7 protein-coding genes and 1 tRNA gene are annotated in these 17,769 nt (G+C 50.0%); 3 read left to right on the forward strand and 5 right to left on the reverse strand.

Translation table 11 applies throughout. From position 1 onward, the window contains the following. Nucleotides 1–10: 10 nt before the first annotated feature. The gene (locus tag ACFGVR_RS01270; protein WP_448700577.1) at nucleotides 11–3,109 is read right to left on the reverse strand and encodes a SusC/RagA family TonB-linked outer membrane protein; all 3,099 of its coding nucleotides are present in this window, start codon (nucleotides 3,107–3,109) and stop codon (nucleotides 11–13) included. A 636-nt stretch (nucleotides 3,110–3,745) separates the two neighbouring features. On the opposite strand from ACFGVR_RS01270, the gene ACFGVR_RS01275 reads away from it, so the two are divergent. Then, nucleotides 3,746–3,819, forward strand: a tRNA-Met gene (locus ACFGVR_RS01275). Nucleotides 3,820–3,906: 87 nt separating this feature from the next. Here ACFGVR_RS01275 and ACFGVR_RS01280 read toward each other — a convergent pair. After that, the gene (locus ACFGVR_RS01280) at nucleotides 3,907–4,563 is read right to left on the reverse strand and encodes a hypothetical protein (protein ID WP_448700578.1); all 657 of its coding nucleotides are present in this window, start codon (nucleotides 4,561–4,563) and stop codon (nucleotides 3,907–3,909) included. 148 nt (nucleotides 4,564–4,711) lie between these two features. On the opposite strand from ACFGVR_RS01280, the gene ACFGVR_RS01285 reads away from it, so the two are divergent. Next, nucleotides 4,712–4,996 (forward strand): hypothetical protein, encoded by a 285-nt coding sequence (locus tag ACFGVR_RS01285; protein WP_448700579.1) that lies wholly within the window; start codon nucleotides 4,712–4,714, stop codon nucleotides 4,994–4,996. 169 nt (nucleotides 4,997–5,165) lie between these two features. Here ACFGVR_RS01285 and ACFGVR_RS01290 read toward each other — a convergent pair whose 3' ends face one another. Both ACFGVR_RS01290 and ACFGVR_RS01295 read right to left on the reverse strand, forming a co-directional pair. Next, complete coding sequence (locus tag ACFGVR_RS01290; RefSeq protein ID WP_448700580.1) at nucleotides 5,166–6,068, reverse strand: glycoside hydrolase family 43 protein; 903 nt, start codon at nucleotides 6,066–6,068, stop codon at nucleotides 5,166–5,168. A 305-nt stretch (nucleotides 6,069–6,373) separates the two neighbouring features. After that, nucleotides 6,374–15,436 carry a LamG-like jellyroll fold domain-containing protein gene (locus ACFGVR_RS01295; RefSeq protein ID WP_448700581.1) on the reverse strand — a complete coding sequence of 3,021 codons (9,063 nt, stop codon included), beginning with the start codon at nucleotides 15,434–15,436 and terminating at the stop codon, nucleotides 6,374–6,376. Nucleotides 15,437–15,730: 294 nt separating this feature from the next. Between ACFGVR_RS01295 and ACFGVR_RS01300 the strand changes: the two genes are divergently transcribed. Beyond that, nucleotides 15,731–16,789, forward strand: coding sequence for a GntR family transcriptional regulator (locus ACFGVR_RS01300; RefSeq protein WP_448700582.1), 1,059 nt, complete (start codon nucleotides 15,731–15,733; stop codon nucleotides 16,787–16,789). 227 nt (nucleotides 16,790–17,016) lie between these two features. On the opposite strand, the gene ACFGVR_RS01305 is transcribed toward ACFGVR_RS01300, so the two are convergent. Beyond that, nucleotides 17,017–17,406 carry a hypothetical protein gene (locus ACFGVR_RS01305; RefSeq protein ID WP_448700585.1) on the reverse strand — a complete coding sequence of 130 codons (390 nt, stop codon included), beginning with the start codon at nucleotides 17,404–17,406 and terminating at the stop codon, nucleotides 17,017–17,019. Between the last annotated feature and the right edge of the window lie 363 nt (nucleotides 17,407–17,769).

The following is a 17,769-nucleotide window of genomic DNA, read 5'->3' on the forward strand; positions in this document are numbered from 1 at the left end:
CGTTAAGGTCTCAAAAAGTAATGTTAGCACCGGCCTGTATGGTGCGGGGCAGTGGCGGCGTGCCGAGGTCGTACCCCAACACGGTTTGGGATGAGGATACGTTGATCTCGGGATCAGGCCCCTTGTATTTTGTCCACAGCCACAAGTTGGTGCCTGATAGGTAAACCCGCAGCGAGGAAATGCCGATCTTTTGCGTTAAGCGTTTCGGGATAGTATAACCTAAAGTGGCGTTGCTTAACCGCAGGAAAGAGCCGTCTTCGATATTGCGTGTCGTCGGGCTTAAGGTGTAATTGGTACCCAGGGCGGTAAGACGCGGCATATCAGTTATATCGCCCGGTTTTTGCCAGCGGTTTAACTGGTAAGTATCCATGGCGCGATTGGCATCGCGGGTGCCGCCGCCTTCCAAAAAATAATCGTTGTTGTTGTAAACCTTGTTTCCGTAAACAGCATTGAAAAATACAGACAGATCAAAACCTTCGTAGCGGAAAGTATTGGTCAAACCCGCTGTAAATTTCGGCAATGCATTGCCTACAGGTTCAATATCGTTTGAAGTAATCTTCCCATTGTGATCATAGTCATCATAAACTGCGTTACCCGTTTGCGGATCCACGTAAAGCTGTTTGTAAGTATAAAAAGTATACATCGACTGACCCTGTACCATGCGCTCGGCGGCATAGGCGGCAACTACCGGGGTAGGCAGTTTTTCGATCCTGTTCACATTGCGCGAAAAATTGAAATCGCTGCTCCAGGTAAACTTATCGCTTTTAATGTTGACGCTGCTGATGCTGAATTCAAAACCGCGGTTGCTCATCTCTCCGGCATTTTCCAAAATCGAAGTAAAGCCCGAACTGGATGACAGCGGCAAATTGAGCAGCAGGTTACTGGTATATTTATCGTATACATCGCCGCTGATCGTTAGCCTGTCGTTTAGTAAACTCACATCCAGACCGATGTTAGTTTGCCGGGTGCTCTCCCATTTCAGGTCGGGGTTGGCTAATTGTTGTGCTGTTGTGCCGGGATTATTCAGATAATTGGCTCCGGCGCCCCAAAGTCCGCGCGAAGCAAAATCGTTAATGCCGTTTTGATTACCGGTTACACCGATACTGGCACGGAATTTCAGATCGCTGATAGCTTGTACATCTTTCAGGAAGCTTTCTTCCTTAGCGCGCCAGGCAATGCCGGCAGAAGGGAAAAACCCGAACTGATGGTTTGCGCCGAAACGTGAGGAGCCATCATAGCGTGCGCTGGCCTCGAAGTAGTATTTGTTGGCGTAGTTATAGCTTACACGACCGAAGAAAGACGATAGTTTATACTGCGATTCGGAACCGGTTGAGATGGTAACCGCCGCCGATGCGATTTGCTCGAAAGAATCGTTCGGGAAGCTGGTGCCCTGTGCCTGGGTTGAGGTATTAACCGAGCCCTGAAGCGAATTACCGACTAATAACCCTATGGTATGCCGGCCAAATACATGGCTATAGTTCAACGTTTGCTCATTCGTCCAGATGGTATTGTTGGTGATGACTGAAGTGCCCAGGTTATGGTTAGCTGCGCCGAGATTGGTCAGGCTATTCCAATACTGAAATTCGTTGTAGTTGTTAAAATCGAGGCTCCAGCTGGTGCGGAACTTCAGGTCTTTAGTCAGCTTTGCTTCGCCGTACACATTACTGATGATGCGATTGCTGGTGGAGCTCATATTAGTGTTGTACAGCAATACCTGCAGATTATCAAAACCGGCCCATTTGGCCGGCGAACCGTCGGCGTTATACTCGGGCAGGTAAGTGGGCGTGTGCAAAGCTGCCTGTAAAACACCTCCTTGCGGACCATCGCCCACACGGGCCAGGGTACGGTAGGTTTGTGTAAACGTGTTGCTTGTACCAATGGTAAAAGCGTTGCTGATCTGCTGATCGATATTGACCTTAAAACTGGCTCGCCGATAATCGTCGGTCTTCAGATCAGCTTGTTGCTTATTGATGCCGCCACCGATATAGTAGGTGGTACGGTCGTTACCGCCCGATACCGAAGCATTGTAGTTTTGCAGGAAACCGGTACGGAAAGCCTCATGCAAACGATCGTAAGTCGGCTGATCCTGCGGCAGGCCACGTGGCGCGGGCGAAGCAGTAGGATTATCATTAAACTCGCGAAAGGGCACGTATTTGTAAGTAGTTATCGCTGTAGCATTGCCTGCAGCAACGGCATCAGCTTCGGAGTTGCGGTACATTTCGTTCACCAGTTCGGCATGTTGTGGGCCGGTCACCAAATTCCATAGTTTGGGCGCCCAGGCTCCGCCGAAATAAGTACCTAAAGCAACTTTAGGCGTGGTGTTCTTTTTGCCGTGCTTGGTGGTGATCACAATAACCCCATTGGCTGCACGTGCACCGTAAATGGCTGTGGCATCGGCATCTTTTAACACCGTAATGCTTTCGATATCATCAGGGTTCAGATCAGATAACGGGTTGCTCGCCTGACCTTGGGTGCTCAGTTTTTGTAATGAAGAACTGTTCACGTAAACACCATCGATCACATATAACGGATCATTACTGGCATTGATTGAGGTAGTACCGCGAACACGGATAAACATGCCATCGCCAGGAATACCGGTTGAAGCGCTAACCTGTAAACCCGAGGCTTTACCCTGTAGTTGTTGCTCAAAGGTGGCTACGGGTACGTCTTTAACCTCGTCGGTTTTAATGGTAGCTACCGAACTGATAAGCGATTTGCGGGTTTGTGTACCGTAACCTACGACTACTACGTCGTTCAGCTGTTTGGTTTCGGGTTTAAGGTAGATCGTTACAGGGCTGCCGTTGGCTATCTTTTCCTGCTTCTCGTAACCAATAAATGTAATGATAAGCGTGTACGGAAATTTTTGCCCGGTTACAAAATTGAAACGGCCTTCAGCATTGGTCGAAACCGCGTGCGTAGTACCCTGTATGGTGACCACAGCACCCGGAAGCGGCTGGTTGTTAGCGGCATCCAATACCTGGCCTTCCAGCGTGGAGTTGATGGTGGGGGGCGGTTCCTTTTGCGCTAAAGCGGCAAAAGGTAGAATGAATAAAGAAAGAACAAAAAAATGGTAAAATAATAATTGCTTTCTACGGATAAATATGTCCATATTTAACAAGGGTTAAGTAAATGTGAATTCGTTTGCTTGATTCTGGGTGAAGCGCACGGTGAGTGATTGGCGTTACGTAACCGGCGTTTCATGGCATAACCGGCAAGGCTTCCTTGCCGGTTATTTTGTTTTTATTGTTTTAACACATATCTTTTTTGCTTGGGGAATGTTTAGTGAGTAGAGGACGGTTTGACTCCGGCTTAATAAAGCCGCGTCTTTTTAATGAGTGCGCCGCTGGTTGGGATCAACAGCAGCAACACATCATACACATCACAGGATATGATAGCATGATATCGTTTTGCGAGGCATCAAAGCGCTGTTTTTCTGCTGGATAAGTCGAAGTTGTTTTCATGATGTGGGGGCAAACATAAAAACAATTATTTAATCTACCAAATCTATAGACTAAGTATTTTTAAATATAACTTATAACGAATCAGTATGACATTGTTAATGGAGCAAAGTGGGCCTTATTAATAAAAATCAAAAATATTAGAATTTTAAAGTGGCTTTCCGTACCTTTGCGCACCATCGCCGAAAGGCGTAACCGTCAACAAAACCGTTAACAGGTTTGACGTTAAGAATTGGCAGTTAAAAGCAAAAGCGCAACAAGCTGATAATTAGCAGAGAAAAATACCCGGCGGGGTAGCTCAGATGGTTAGAGCGTAGGATTCATAACCCTAAGGTCGGCAGTTCGATCCTGCTCCCCGCTACTTGAAAGACAGGCAGTTACAAGAAATTGTGACTGCCTTCTTTTTTTCTGGTCATACAATGTTCATACACATTGGGCTTGCATGAAGTTAATTAACGAAACGCCACCTCCAGGAAAGCAGATCCATGAACCCCTCAAAAACGTGCGCCTCCCTGTTGCCTTCGCCGAGCGTCGTGATGTCTTTTGGCGCGCTGCTTTGTTTGACATACGCATTCCTGATCTCGTAACCACCGGCATTATTTTTAAAGCCGATGCCGTAGTAATTATGGCCATCCATTTCGTAGTGAACTTCGCAGCAATAGCGTTCGGCAACTGACAACGGGATGTGCCGTTCGTGGAGGTAATTGATCAGCGGATAAGCGAACAAAGGGACAGCCTTTGTGACCCTGATCTTGTTCCCGGTCTCAGGCAGATCTCGACGGTCGAATGGTATCAGATCTGCAGGCAGCAAGCCCGGGTATCCGCCGTTGATCTTTTCCAAAAACTCTTTTAGGGTGCAGCCATAGAACTGCATGCCGAGGTCTATCAGGTTGCCACCCTGACCGAGGCCATGATCGTACCATTTGTTCAACTTGCGATTGACGTGGAAGCTTGGTTCAGCCTCGATGCGCAGGGGTGACAAATAATAAAAATCCACACCGTTCCTGGTAGGTTTGGCAGGCTCAAAACCCAGGCTGGCAAGATAATTTACCAGGTCCAGATCCCGGACCTCGTCCAGCTTCAGTTTTTTCGATCTCCTATCCATAATTCCCTTTTCCCTTTCCAGCTACCGGATCACGTCACAAAAGTAAAGAGGGTAAACGGGATCCACCTATCCTCACCATATTATGATGAGGATGGTTCGGAATGCGATCCCTACTTTTACAGTAATATTAATCTTAAAATCAAAGCGTATGACAACGAGTGATGTGGCGAAGGTCTATGACACGGTACTGAGTATACCGGGCATGAATGAGATGGTGAAGATCGATGTCAAGGTCAACCGGAAAACGATCTTATTATTGCATAATGTGGTTGAGCGGGGGCTGACCGCCAAAGACGGCGAACAAGGACAGGGCCTTTTGGAGCTTATCCCCAAAGAAAGCATTGACGAACTTAAAACTTTTTCGGAAGAATGCTTAACTAAGGCCGGCCTGAAGGGACTCAGTGAAAAAATGAAAGGCCTGCACACCAAGTAGCGAAAAGGAACAAAAAAAGCAAGTGCCCGGCGTTTGGCTGTGCCGCATGGCCTGCCAAATTCCGGGCTCTTGCCATTGCGGCCGAGCTGGCTTGTGACGCACATCGTGCGTTGCGAGCCTGCTTGACCGCGTGAAGGCCGGATCTTTCCGGGATGACGTCCAATTAAGATCAGGGCGTATACGGCTTTCCGACGATCAGCTTATCTCCTGACAGGTCCACCTCAAATAGATGCGGGATCCGGCGATAATGGCCGTTAATATTTTGATGGCTATGTATGGCCATTAATTGTTTGCCGTCCAGCGTAGTGAACAGCATCCCATGCCCATAATTTGGAGGTGTGACCGGGTCTTTCTCTTGTACCCAAGGGCCTTTTAGTGTTCCGCTACTGGAATAGGCTACGCCCTGGGTATAGACGTCATATACCCAGCTTGTCCAGATTAATCCTAAACGCCCGGTCGCTGTCCGGAACAGGTACGGTCCATCGGTCACTTTATTAGGCCTGTCCACACCATTTTCATCCTTTTCCCGGCTCCATGGCGAATCACTGGCATGGAACATTACCCTTGCTTCGCCTGTCGTTCCGCTAAGATCCGGTTTGAGTTCGATGCATTCGACGGTCCCGTTCCAATTCTGCACCCACTCATGGCAATAGACCAAATAAGGTTTGTTATCCTTATCGATCCAAAAGGTGGCATCAAGTGTCGACTTGCCGGCAGGTAGATAGGTCGAGTCTTTCATGGGAACAAATGGCCCATCTGGCCTGTTTCCGACCAGCACATGCGAGGCGCGCCGGTCGATGGTGTTACCCCTATAAGTTCCGATCTTAATGGCCTTATTGGTGAAGGTGGCGAAATAGTAATATTTCCCGGCGAAAGCATGGATCTCGGCAGCCCAGATCATCGGCCTTGGGCCCATCCACGAAGAGCTATCGGTCATGGCCACGCTATAAGGCCCATCCCAAAGTCTCAGATCTTTGCTTTTCCAAACCAGTCCCCCGGTACCGGTCATATAATACATTTGTGTGGCCTGATCGGCAAGAATAAAAGGATCGCTCAGAAAGATCGAATCCATCGGGACATTCTTTCTTACCCTGATCGGTGAACGTTGCCCATACACATTGGTCGCCAGGCAAAAACTCAAGATCAGAAAAACCGTTCTATTGATATTCATTTTATATAAAGTTATCGAATTGCGGGGTAATTCCCCGACAGTTCATATGTTAAGCAATGATCGCTTAGGTCATCCAAATATAAGGCACGATCAGCGTATTAACGGAAGGCTGCAAAGCTAATTGACAATACATCTTATGAAAATGCCCGAAGCGCCGTCTCCTGATAAAAGAACACTGTCCAATTACGGACAGTGCTCTTTTGTAGTTACCGAACGACCAATAATTTCATACCGGGCAGATCGTTGATCCTGACCTGACATACACCCGGGATACCCGGTGCCGGAAGGCTCATTTGAATGATATCGCCTGCATCGCCACCGAATTGTTTGGTCATGGCTAAGCGGCCGTCCGGGCTGTATACCCTCACCGTAAGCGGTTTATTGATCAGATCTTTTGTCAATCTGATCGAGAAATTGCCGGAGGTCGAAGGGTTCGGGAATATTATCAGCGCCTGGATCTCGGGGCTGCTAACAACCTCTTCTGTGTTTTTCGGCCTGTCGTTAAAGGACATCAGGTTCATTTGCGTAATGTCAGCAGGCTCTGTTCCGTAGATCAGCTGCCCTTTGTAATAAAGGGTAATATGGGCGTTCCCTGCCGGTGCGGCCTTGGGCGCATAGCTGTGATCGTTCGACTCATTGAAGGCCGACCAGTCGGCCTTGGTGATCCTATACTGGATGTTCCCGGTGTTGCTTAAAGGATATAGAACACCCGCCGAATTACTGAAGCTCAGTTCCAGGTAGGTATCCGCCTGTAGCTTTGGCACACTCATCTTAGTAAATGTGCCATTGACGTTGCTTCCGCCCAGTTTCACATAATCCTTCCAGAAAATAAGTGGCTGCGTGCCTTCTTCGGTAAACCAATAGCGGGCAGTAATGTCGCTGTAGGCCACGGGAACATTGCCATTGTTATTAACCGAAAGATAGGTGCTGATCGCATTGCCACTTGTGCTTTGGTTCTGGTTCTGATAGGTTATGCTAAGGCTGGTCGCCGGGGTCACCGAAGCGGGTTCATCCCCCCATATCAATGAACCGTTGCGGTACATGGTCATGTGCGTGTTGGCCGCATAGTTGCCTGTATTATTTCGGTAGGAATAGTCGTCCGTCTCACTCAGCAGGGACCAATCCTGGTTAGCGAAGCGGGACTGTACCGGACCCGAGTTGCTGTTCGGGGCAATGGTCCCATTTGCCAGGATCTTGTACTCGATGTATCCCAGCGCGCCGTTCCTGGGCTGGTTCAATGCTACGTAGTTCATCGTAACGTTGTTGTTCCCTAACTGGGCGTAATCTATCCAGGTATTGATGCCTGCAAAATTCTCGGCAGTGAACCAATACCGGACCGTTAACTGGTTATAAGCTACTGCGACCGAATCCAGGTTTGCTATGCGGAAATACGGACGGATCACGTTGTTATTGACCTGGCCGTTATCGCCATCAAGAGATTGCACCTGCAAATTCAATGGCAGGACGTTAAAGTTCTGCGTTGCAGTTGCCGGATCATAATAACTGTTACCTGCCTGGGTGGCCGTGATCTGGGCCGTGCCCACGCCGATAACATGTATCTTACCACTTACGATGGTGGCCACATTAACATTACTGCTGGTATAGGTTACCGGTAAGCCGGTGCTGGCTGTCGCAGTTAATGCCAGATCAGCGTCGCCCGGTCTTTTAGCCGGCAGCGGGTTGAAGGTCAACTGCTGTGTCAGCTTTTTGACCGTTAGCGTTTGCGTTACCGGGGTTGCAGCAAAGTAGGCAAAGTTACCGTTCTGCGAGGCGGTAATATCGGTGCTTCCTGCACCTGTGATGTGCACTTTACCGCCGATCACTTTCGCGACCGTCGTATCAGAGCTCGTGTAAGAAAGGGGCAAACCGGAACTAGCCGATGCACCGGTCACGAGATCCGTATCATTTACGCTCTTTGGCGTGAACGCATTGAAGGTAATGGTCTGATCGTTTTTGATCACCGTCAGGGATCGCTGCACCGGGGATGCGATAGCAAACATGGGATCTCCGTTCTGGAAAGCGGTTATAACCACTGTCCCGCTGGCTAAGAAGTGAAGCTTACCATTCAAAACCGATACTATCGTTGTATCTGAACTTGCATAACTTACCGCAAGACCGGACGTGGAGACCGCCAGCGGATCAAGATCTGATGCCCCGACATGTTGCTGGGCGAGCGGGTCAAAGGTGATGCTTTGGTCCCTCTTGTTAACGGTCAACGTTTGGTCAACTGAAGTGGCTGCCGCAAATTTCAAGTTGCCACTTTGCGAAGCGGTGATCACCGATGTACCGGCTGCCGTGATGTGAACTTTACCATTGATGACAACGGCGACGGTGGTGTCCGATACAGCATAGGTCACTGCTAAGCCGGACGATGCGGTCGCCAGGGGATCAAGATCGGCGTTGCCGACCAATTGCGGTGCAATAGCCGCAAAAGTGATCGTCTGGTCATATTTAATTACGGTCAAAGGTTGGGTCACCGTTACTGCGGCATTGTAATTATTATTGCCTGTCTGTATCGCTGACAGGGTCGAAGTGCCGGCCGCCTTGATGTGTATCTTACCGTTAACAACCGCCGCAATGGTCGTATCACTGCTGGTATAGGTCACAGGCAGTCCCGACGATGATACAGCCATGGGGTCAAGATCTGCATCGCCAACGTGCTTTACCGCAATGGCGGCAAACGTGATGGCCTGATCGCCTTTGGTGATCATTAATGACCGTGAGACAGGAAGTGCAGCATTGTAACTGTTATTACCGGTCTGGGTTGCCGTGATCACCGCCATTCCAACTCCCTTGATATGGATCTTGCCCGATACAATGGTCGCTATGGTCGTATCTGAGCTGGCGTATTTTACGCTTAAGCCGGAAGAGGCGATCGCTGAGGGATCAAAGTCGGCGTCGCCCACATGTTTTGGAGAAATAGCGGCGAAGGAGATCGTTTGATCGGCAGCATTCTGCAATTTGGCCATCTCCGCGGCGGACAACGCCCTGTTGATGATCCTGAAATCATCGATAGTACCCTTGAACATCGGATCCGCGCTGAATTGTGACTTGCCCAGGTAGTTCAATGTGGTGTTGCCCAGGTTCGAAGGCTTTATGGTAAGGGATGCGTTGGTCGCCACCAGCGAACCGTTGATGTACAAGCTTGCTGTATTACCCGACTGCGTTACCGCAAGGTTCACCCAGGTATTTAGCGGGAAGGTATAAGCATAGCTCACATTTAATTCGGTACCTCCATTTTTGATCGCATAACGAACGGTCGACTTACCTGACGACAGGGCCACCTGCACACTAAGGAACATATAGTTAGTGGTGCTGGTACCAAGGTCGAACAACCGCATCCAGGTCGAGATCGCATCCATTTTGACGCGCGCTGAGATCGTAAAATCGTTAAGGGAACTGACCACACCAGCGGGCAGGGTGGCGTAACCGTTAGCTGTTCCATCAACATGGAGAGCATTGTTGGAATACCCGGTCACAAAGGTCGCGCCGCTGTTCAGCGTGGCGACACGGCCATTCCAAACATCGGTCGCCGTCGTGCCGCTGGTCTCGTTGAACGTCCAGTAGCTGCTGCCTGGACTAATAGCGGGCCTTGCAGTTACCTGAGCGGAGTTTGCGCTTTCACCGAGAGCATTGACCGACGAGACCACGTAGAAATAGGTCGTGCCATTTACCACCGTACTATCCGTGTAACTCGCCGAATTAAGCGACCGGATCGTCGTAAACGGCCCGCCGCTTGCTGTCGATCTTTTAACATTATAGCTTGTGGCACCGGTACTGGCGTTCCAGCTCAGCGGGACCAGGCCATCTGCGGCGGTGGCGGTGAGTACGGGAACGGGCGGAGGCCCTACAACGGTCAGGGTTTGAGACTTTCCGGTACCGGCAAAAGATCCGTTCCCGGCCTGCAGGGCAGTGATCAGGACGGTGCCGGCGCCTTTGGCATGGATTTTACCGCTTACGATCTTTGCGATCGTCGTGTCACCGCTTAGGTAGCTTACCGCAAGGCCCGAGCTTGCCGTAGCACCCGGATCAACATCGGCGTTACCCACGGTCTGCTGCGCCAGGGCGTTAAATGTGATGGTTTGCGCAGTCAGGTTTTTGATGACATTGATCTCTACAGGTGTTAGGGCCCTGCTGTATATCCTGAAGTCGTCAATTGACCCGTTCAATATCGGATCTGCCGACCACTGGGACTTACCTATATAATTCTGGGCCGTATTGCCCATGCTGGATGGGGTCAGCGTCATGGCTGTGTTGCGGCCCACCTCTACGCCGTTGACATATAATATCGCTACCGAACCAGATTGTGTAACTGCCATGTGGGTCCAAACGCCGGTCGGTATAGCGGCGGTACCGTTGATACCTTGTTCACCGCTGCCCGTCGTAATGGCATAGCGGGGGAACCCGGTGGTCCCTTTCGGGCTTAAGAACATATAATTCGTTGTCCCGCTACCAAAGTCAAAGACACGTCCCCAGACCCCGGCAACATCCTGTTTGACCCAGGCTGAGATCGTAAAGTCCGTTAAAGTGCTTACCAGATTTGCAGGCAAGGTAGTATAGCTGCTGGCGGTCGCGTCGGAGTGAACGCCGGAATTGAATTGGCCGGTCGTCCAGGTCACGGCCGCGTTCAGCGTACCTTTCCTGCCGTTCCAGATATCGGTGGCGGTAGTGCCGCTACCTTCATCCATCGGCCAATAGCTGACATTGCTAATGACCGGTTTTACGCTGACCTCTGCGGAATTCGGATTTTCGCCGGTAGAGTCTGCGGAGGCTATCACATAATAATAGCTCGTGCCGTTGATCAAATTACCATCCAGATAACTTGCGCCGCCTGCGTTCCCCACTATCGTGTAAGGACCGCCAGGGGTCAGCGAGCGTTTGACGTGATAAGTAAAGTTCGACCTGATGATCGCGTCCCAGGTCAGGATAGCCTGGCCGTCCCCTGCGATCGCTTTAAGGTTGGCAACGATATTGCTTTGAACGACCAGGGCGAGTTTTACGGTGTCGGCGGTACTGCCATCTGTTGCAGTGAGCGTGACCGGGAAGGAACCAGATACAGAAGGCACACCCGAGATCACGCCTGTCGTTGCATTAATGGATACACCGGCTGGCAGGCCGGTCGCAGAAAAGCTATTAGGTGATTTGATCGCAGTGATCGCGTAGCTCATCGCCTTTCCGATCAGAACCGTGTCGGTCAGCGCGCTGGTGATCGTCACCCCTTTGGTGCGATCGTCGAGCAGCACGACGTCATTACCCGTACCCCCTTTGTAGGTGATACGGAAATTGTAAGCCCCCGCGTTGACCAAAGCGAGTTCAGGGAGGTTCTTAAAGGTCCCCGATACCGGGTTGTTACCGGTATTATCGATGATGGTAAAAGAAGTGCCCAACGGTAAAGTGCCCGCTATCCCTGTCACTGCCAGGACCGGGGAATTTACCAGGGTCGCCGAATTAACGGTGATCTTATCGCCTTTAGCCGTTCCAAAATTCAGTTCCGCGTTGTATGTTGCGTCAGCATTGAGCGTCATGTCAGAAACGATGAGGGTCCCAACGCCCAGATTCCCAGGCTCCAATACAGATCCCGGACCGGTGCCCGTACCGATCGTCGCCGGCCCGGTGCTTTTACCCGTCCCACCAAAGGACCCGGCATTCACAATTACCGGACTTCCGAAAACCCCTGCAACCGGATCGTTGTTCAGCAGGAATTTACCGGCCTTCACCGTGGTCGTGCCTCCGTAGGTATGGTTACCTGTGAACGCCAGGTTCCCGGTACCTACTTTTTCAATATTAAAAAAGCTGGCGATCGTCCCGCCGAACGAAGTATTCGTGTTCAGGGCGCCGATGCTGATCACCGGAGCGCCACCGCCGTCGTTACGAATGTATCCTCTACCCGAAAGTGCGCCAAAATTCAGCGTTCCGTTCCCAAAGGTCACCCCCATACAGTCGATGCCATTCGCGTCCAGTAACCAGGAAGCCTTTGCGCTTCCGGACTGAGGCGTTTCAAAGCGTGTGCGGGAGTTGCCGCTCCGAAGTGCGGAAACGAAGGTGCCCGTAAAGTTGCTGTTGTCGCCATACAGGTGCAGGCCAGCCGTCACATTCCCGTCCTGCCAGATCGTGCCCGACCCGGTAATATTGCCATAGAGGTTCATAGCGCCGCCGGTCTGGTACAGATAGCTCTTCGTCCCGTCCACAGCGACGATATCGTTATAGATCGTTGCGTTGGTCCCGGTAACGAGCGCGCCGCCGTTCATGATGAGTTTGCCGGTCCCCAAAGGCCCGGATGTTGGGGCCGAAGGTGTACCGGTGCCCGTACCGGCCATTTCAACCGCGCATACCGGCGGCCAGCTTTGGGGGTTTCCGTTAAGCGTTGTATTGCCGGTATAAGTGTTTGCACCTGAAAGGGTCAGGAAACCGACGCCATTTTTGACCAGGCTACCGTTCCCGCTCAAAACTCCGGTCATCGATACCCGACCGCCGGAACCAGTTGTATTTACATTTAAAAGTGTATCCAGAACCACTGGCATGGTCAGCGTATGGGTGTCACCTGAATTGTTAACGAGGTCATTTCTAAGGTGGATGCCATTGCCCCCGATCGAATAGGCAGCTGTTGCATCTGTATAGAATTGCATTCTAGAAACGACCAGGCCATTGATATCATTCACCAATGTAGTATCGGCGGATGCATGAAAATTGATCACGGCCGGGTTCACCGGTGACATATTCTCGTTCCAGTTGGCAGCCAACAGCAGCGAGTCCGTCTGCGGATTGGGGCTCCAGGTCACAGAACTTGAACCGGGAACGCCGAACGCCTCTACGGAATTGGCGCTTTCCTTGGTCTGCCCGACTGAAGATACGACGTAATAATACGGGCTTCCGTTGGTGACGTTCAGGTCAACATAGGAAGTGGTGGAGACATTGGCTACCGTAGTATATGGCCCGCCGCTCAGCGTACCTCTTTTAACATTGTAGGTCGCAGCTCCCGAAGCACTGTTCCAGCTCAGGTCGATCTCTTTATTTTTATTGACCACGACAGGCTGCGCAGGGGCCGCCGGAGGGACCGCAGCAGATACGACGTTCGAATTTCCACTCTCCTGGGTGCCGGACAATGCGGAAACGACGTAATAGTTGTTCACCTCCGGCACCGGGTTAGCATCCACGAAGGTGGTCGCCGTCACACCGGACTGTATGGTATTGAAAGGCCCTGCAGGTGACTGCGAGCGCTTGATGTTGTAACTTGTTGCATTCGTGGCACCGGTCCAGCTCAGGCTGATATTGGTGCTGTTCACTACCGCCGCTGCTAAATTAGTGATCGCCGCAGGCACTGCGCCGTCGGCAACGTTGATGACCAGGGTTGCATAACCCGTTCCGCTTGCATTAGTTGCGCCAAGCGTGACCACCGAAGTTCCCGCTGCGGCCGGCGTTCCTGATATGCTTCCCGTGTTCGCGTCCAGGCTCAATCCTGCAGGCAGGCCGGTCGCGCTATAGGCCGTCGCGTTGCCGGTTGCCGTAATGGTATAACTGAAGGTGGAACCCGCAACAATATTGGCAGCGGTTTGGCTATTGATCTCGGGCGAACCCGCCGGAGATGTATTGGTGATCGCGACATGGCTGAATACCGCCGTATTCAATGCCGACGTATTATTGGAAACCGTGTAGAGGCCAATATATGTATCGGCAGGCAGCGTGGGCATGATAAACAAGGCATTGTTCGTCCAGTTCACCCCATCCTGGGAATGATAAGTAAATACCCTGTTGCCGATGCGTTCTATTTTTAGCCACCATGGCGCCTGTGGTTGGTAATGAGAATACTGGGTCTGGCCATTTGCGCCGGACCAACTTGAGCTCATTCCGCCAGCGCCGTTCAGGTTCGCTGATATAAAATTGGCATTGCCGGTAAGCGACCCACGTATCATGATCCCCGTATTTGCCGAACTGATGGAATTACTTTCAACTTTTACAATGATACCCACATCGCCATGAACCTGTCTAAAGGTGAAATTTGTGGCAGAGGCAACGGAGTTTCCCGCACCCCTGATGGTCCAGTTGCCATTACCGAAAGACGAGCTTCCCGCGATGCCGGTACTGCCGATATCAATATTGCTCAAATTGCTGCTCACCGGCTGAGCGAGCGATGCCGGATAAATGATAGGCGTTAAAGGTGCGGCATGGGAAGTATCCGAACTCTTTAAATAAAGAAATGACCAGGCCCCTTCACCCGCCACAGCTCTCATCTGTTCCGTATATGTGTCGGGGATACCTTTACGAAGCGCATATGCGCCCTTGATGATATTGTTGAATGGGCTTTGACGGATATAGCCCGGGGGTATTCCCCAACCTGTCCAGTAATTCGAGTAACCACCGAACGGAATAAATGGACCGGTCGTATTGGGAGCCTGGCTATGCTGGCTATATAATTCACTGATCGCCAGCAAGCGATTATCATACTCGGAAAAGAGGTCTATTCCTTGTTTCCAGGCTACTTCAGCGCTCCACCCAAGCGCCTGGATCTCTATCCACCAGTGATCATCCCTACCTGAATCGCCGACCTCGCCATTGGGCAGGCTGGCCCTGAGGCCACCGCCGGCGTCCATTCGGTATACTTCAATGGCCTGCTGCCACAGCACCGGGTCGCCCAGATATGCTGCGATACCTACCGCGATCTGTAACTGAAGGGCTCCCTTATTACAGTCCCTTAAAGGGTAGGGTACGCCGGACGTTGGATAGAGGACATTCCGGAAATAATTATTTACGTGAGCGTCATTGGCTGCTGACCATCCGGGAAAGGTACTTCTCAGGATATCTGCACCGGCTACGAAATACGGTGCCATATCGCCGATATCCAATTGATTCTCGCCACCGCCCCAGACCGTATTGGTAACGGCCCAGGCATCCAGCATATTGGTCGCTTTACGCGCATAAGCGCTATCTCCTGTGAACACATACATGAATGCCAGGTTGTGGATCGCATTCATGTCATCCCGCCACCCGGAATTATTCAGATTTGGCGCCCGGGTCACTGTGGCGTATGGTCCATGTATGCCATAGGAAAGCTGTGAGTGGGGATCTCCTTTCAAAGCATTATAACCGGTAAGCCAGGGCTCTTTGGTGATATTCGCTTTGAGCTGGGCCAGATCCGCTCTCGTAAAAGGGACGCCCGGATGCAAAAAGGTCTGCGCATGGGACCGGTTGAACATCGTCATACAGCAGGTCAGGAAGACGAACCACGTTCTCCAATTCAGTTTTTTCAGTAGATAGGTAAATGATCTATTCATATTTTTTGATCTGTTAGGTACATTTCTTTAGCTGCGCCAAGTCCCTGACCCCTCTCACGAGAAACATGGCGGCTGGTCATTCAAACGAGCTATTGGTTGTCGTTTTCCAATGAACGACAGGTTCTATATAGGTTTATATGTCTCAAAGACAGCGGCTCTACGTTTTTATACTCTAAAAAAATAACATCTCGCATAAAAGGCATTTTTTGATAAGCTGGACCCGGGCGGGATATCAGGGAAAGGGATTGCAAACAGCGAACGGAGTATAGAACCAGGACTTTGGTGTCTTAATCAATGATCACCAGATCAGAAGATAAACAAGACCAAACAAAAATGGATACCGCGCCTGCTTTTGACCGTAACAATTATCATCCATATGGTTCCCTGGTCAACGGGATCGTTAACGATATCACTTTAAAGATCGAACGGGGAGTTTATCAAAAAGGCCAACAGCTGCCCTCTATCAATCATTATAGTAAAACGCATAAGGTCTCCCGGGATACCGTGGAGAAAGCCTATCTCAGAATTAAAATGGCGGGCTATATCCGGTCCATCCAGAGCAAGGGGTATTTTGTACTTGGCAAGCCCGGTGTGACCATCAGGGTGCTGCTTTTATTTAATAAGCTCAGTTCCTACAAAAAACAAGTTTATGATGGCATCGTCAGCGGCCTCGGCAAAAAGGGCAAGGTCGATATTTTCATTCACCAGTATGACCTCGGCCTGCTGGAAGAATGTTTGGACAAACATATAGGAGAATACCATTATTACGTGGTCATGCCTCATTTTTTTGATCATTATACAGATATGCAGACCATTCATGCGCTGCGTAAGGTCCCGGCTGATCAGCTGATACTGATCGACAAAGATATCCCCGGTATGGAGAGATACGCTGCCATTTACCAGGATTTCAGGAACGATATTTATGATGCATTGACCTCGGTTCCGAAGCTATTTGAAAAGTATCATACGCTGAATCTCATATTTCCTCAGGACCGGCACCACCCTAGAATGATCATCGAGGGTGTGAAACAGTATTGTAACGAGACCGATAAGCAGTTTTTGATCAGGGCCAAACTCAGAAAGAAAGATCTGGCACCCGGAAATGTGTACATTGTTCTGACGGAAGATGACCTGGCAGAAACGATAAAAAGTGTTCGCCGAAGTTCGTGGATACCCGGTACGGACCTCGGGATCATATCGTTGAACGATACGGTGTTCAAGGAACTTTTAAATATCACCGTGATCTCAACTGATTTCAACCTGATGGGAAAAAACGTGGCTATGCTAATCCTTAACCGGGCATCGGTCATTATGAGGAATCCGTTCAGAATATTGCTAAGATCATCCCTGTGATCGTTGTTTCAATAGGTACGTGAGGTATCCCCAAATATCTATCTTCCAGACAAATACCCTGACCGGACACCCGTCAAAACCCGGGACGCCATGAAAAAAAGGATGGCAAGCTCAAAGAGAGAGTTTATGATCCTAATATGCTGGATAAAAGGGCGGCAGTACTACCGCCCTTTTGAAATTACCGGTCATGCTGAAGCAAACGGATCGCTATGACCGGCTTAAGTTCTTTAAAAGTTATAAAAGTATACATACTTCGATACTATACCGGACGGTGTTGCAAAGTCCGCCTTCAGAATAGCATATTGGCCAGGTTCGAGGTATAACATGCCATAGCCGCCGTAGTTGAAATAACTACTTGGATCGCCGGAAATAAGGCTGAAGTAGTAACTATTACCACCATTGCCGTCATCGGCCTCGATGTAAATGTCCTCGTAGGCGTTCACATAGTAAGAAGGGCATGTATTCGGATCATTCCCGAAACTGAAGCTATGCTGAGAAGGATCACTTACCGAATATTGATAAAATCCTGTTTGTTGAGCTGCCGCCTTTTCGTGATTCAGCAGCAAAGAACCGATCATGACGATCAGCGCAACACTGATCTTTTTTAAGTTATTCATAATAAATTTCTAATTCCATACCTCTTTTAAGGGTTGCGGCTTTCCCTTCCTGCTTTACGAAGGCAGGTTACTTCAATGCGGCCGGCAATGTCTATGTAGTGGGCACCTGTATAAGGTGCTCCGAATAATGCTCTAATTAGGGGGAAGGATCAACACAGTCATCGGTTATTCCGAAGTTCATATAAAAGACAACGTTTGCTGTCCGGGATACTCATGAAAACATTCATAAGATGGAGCAACCGGATAGTTGAGCTAGTTGGACCCAATAACATTGAGTATAAAACCAATTTCAACTTGTCCTATGTATCGAGTGTCAATGACCGGATCAACTAAAAAATTGAATAAGGAAAACCCATAAGTAAA

Source organism: Mucilaginibacter aureus, from assembly GCF_053514885.1.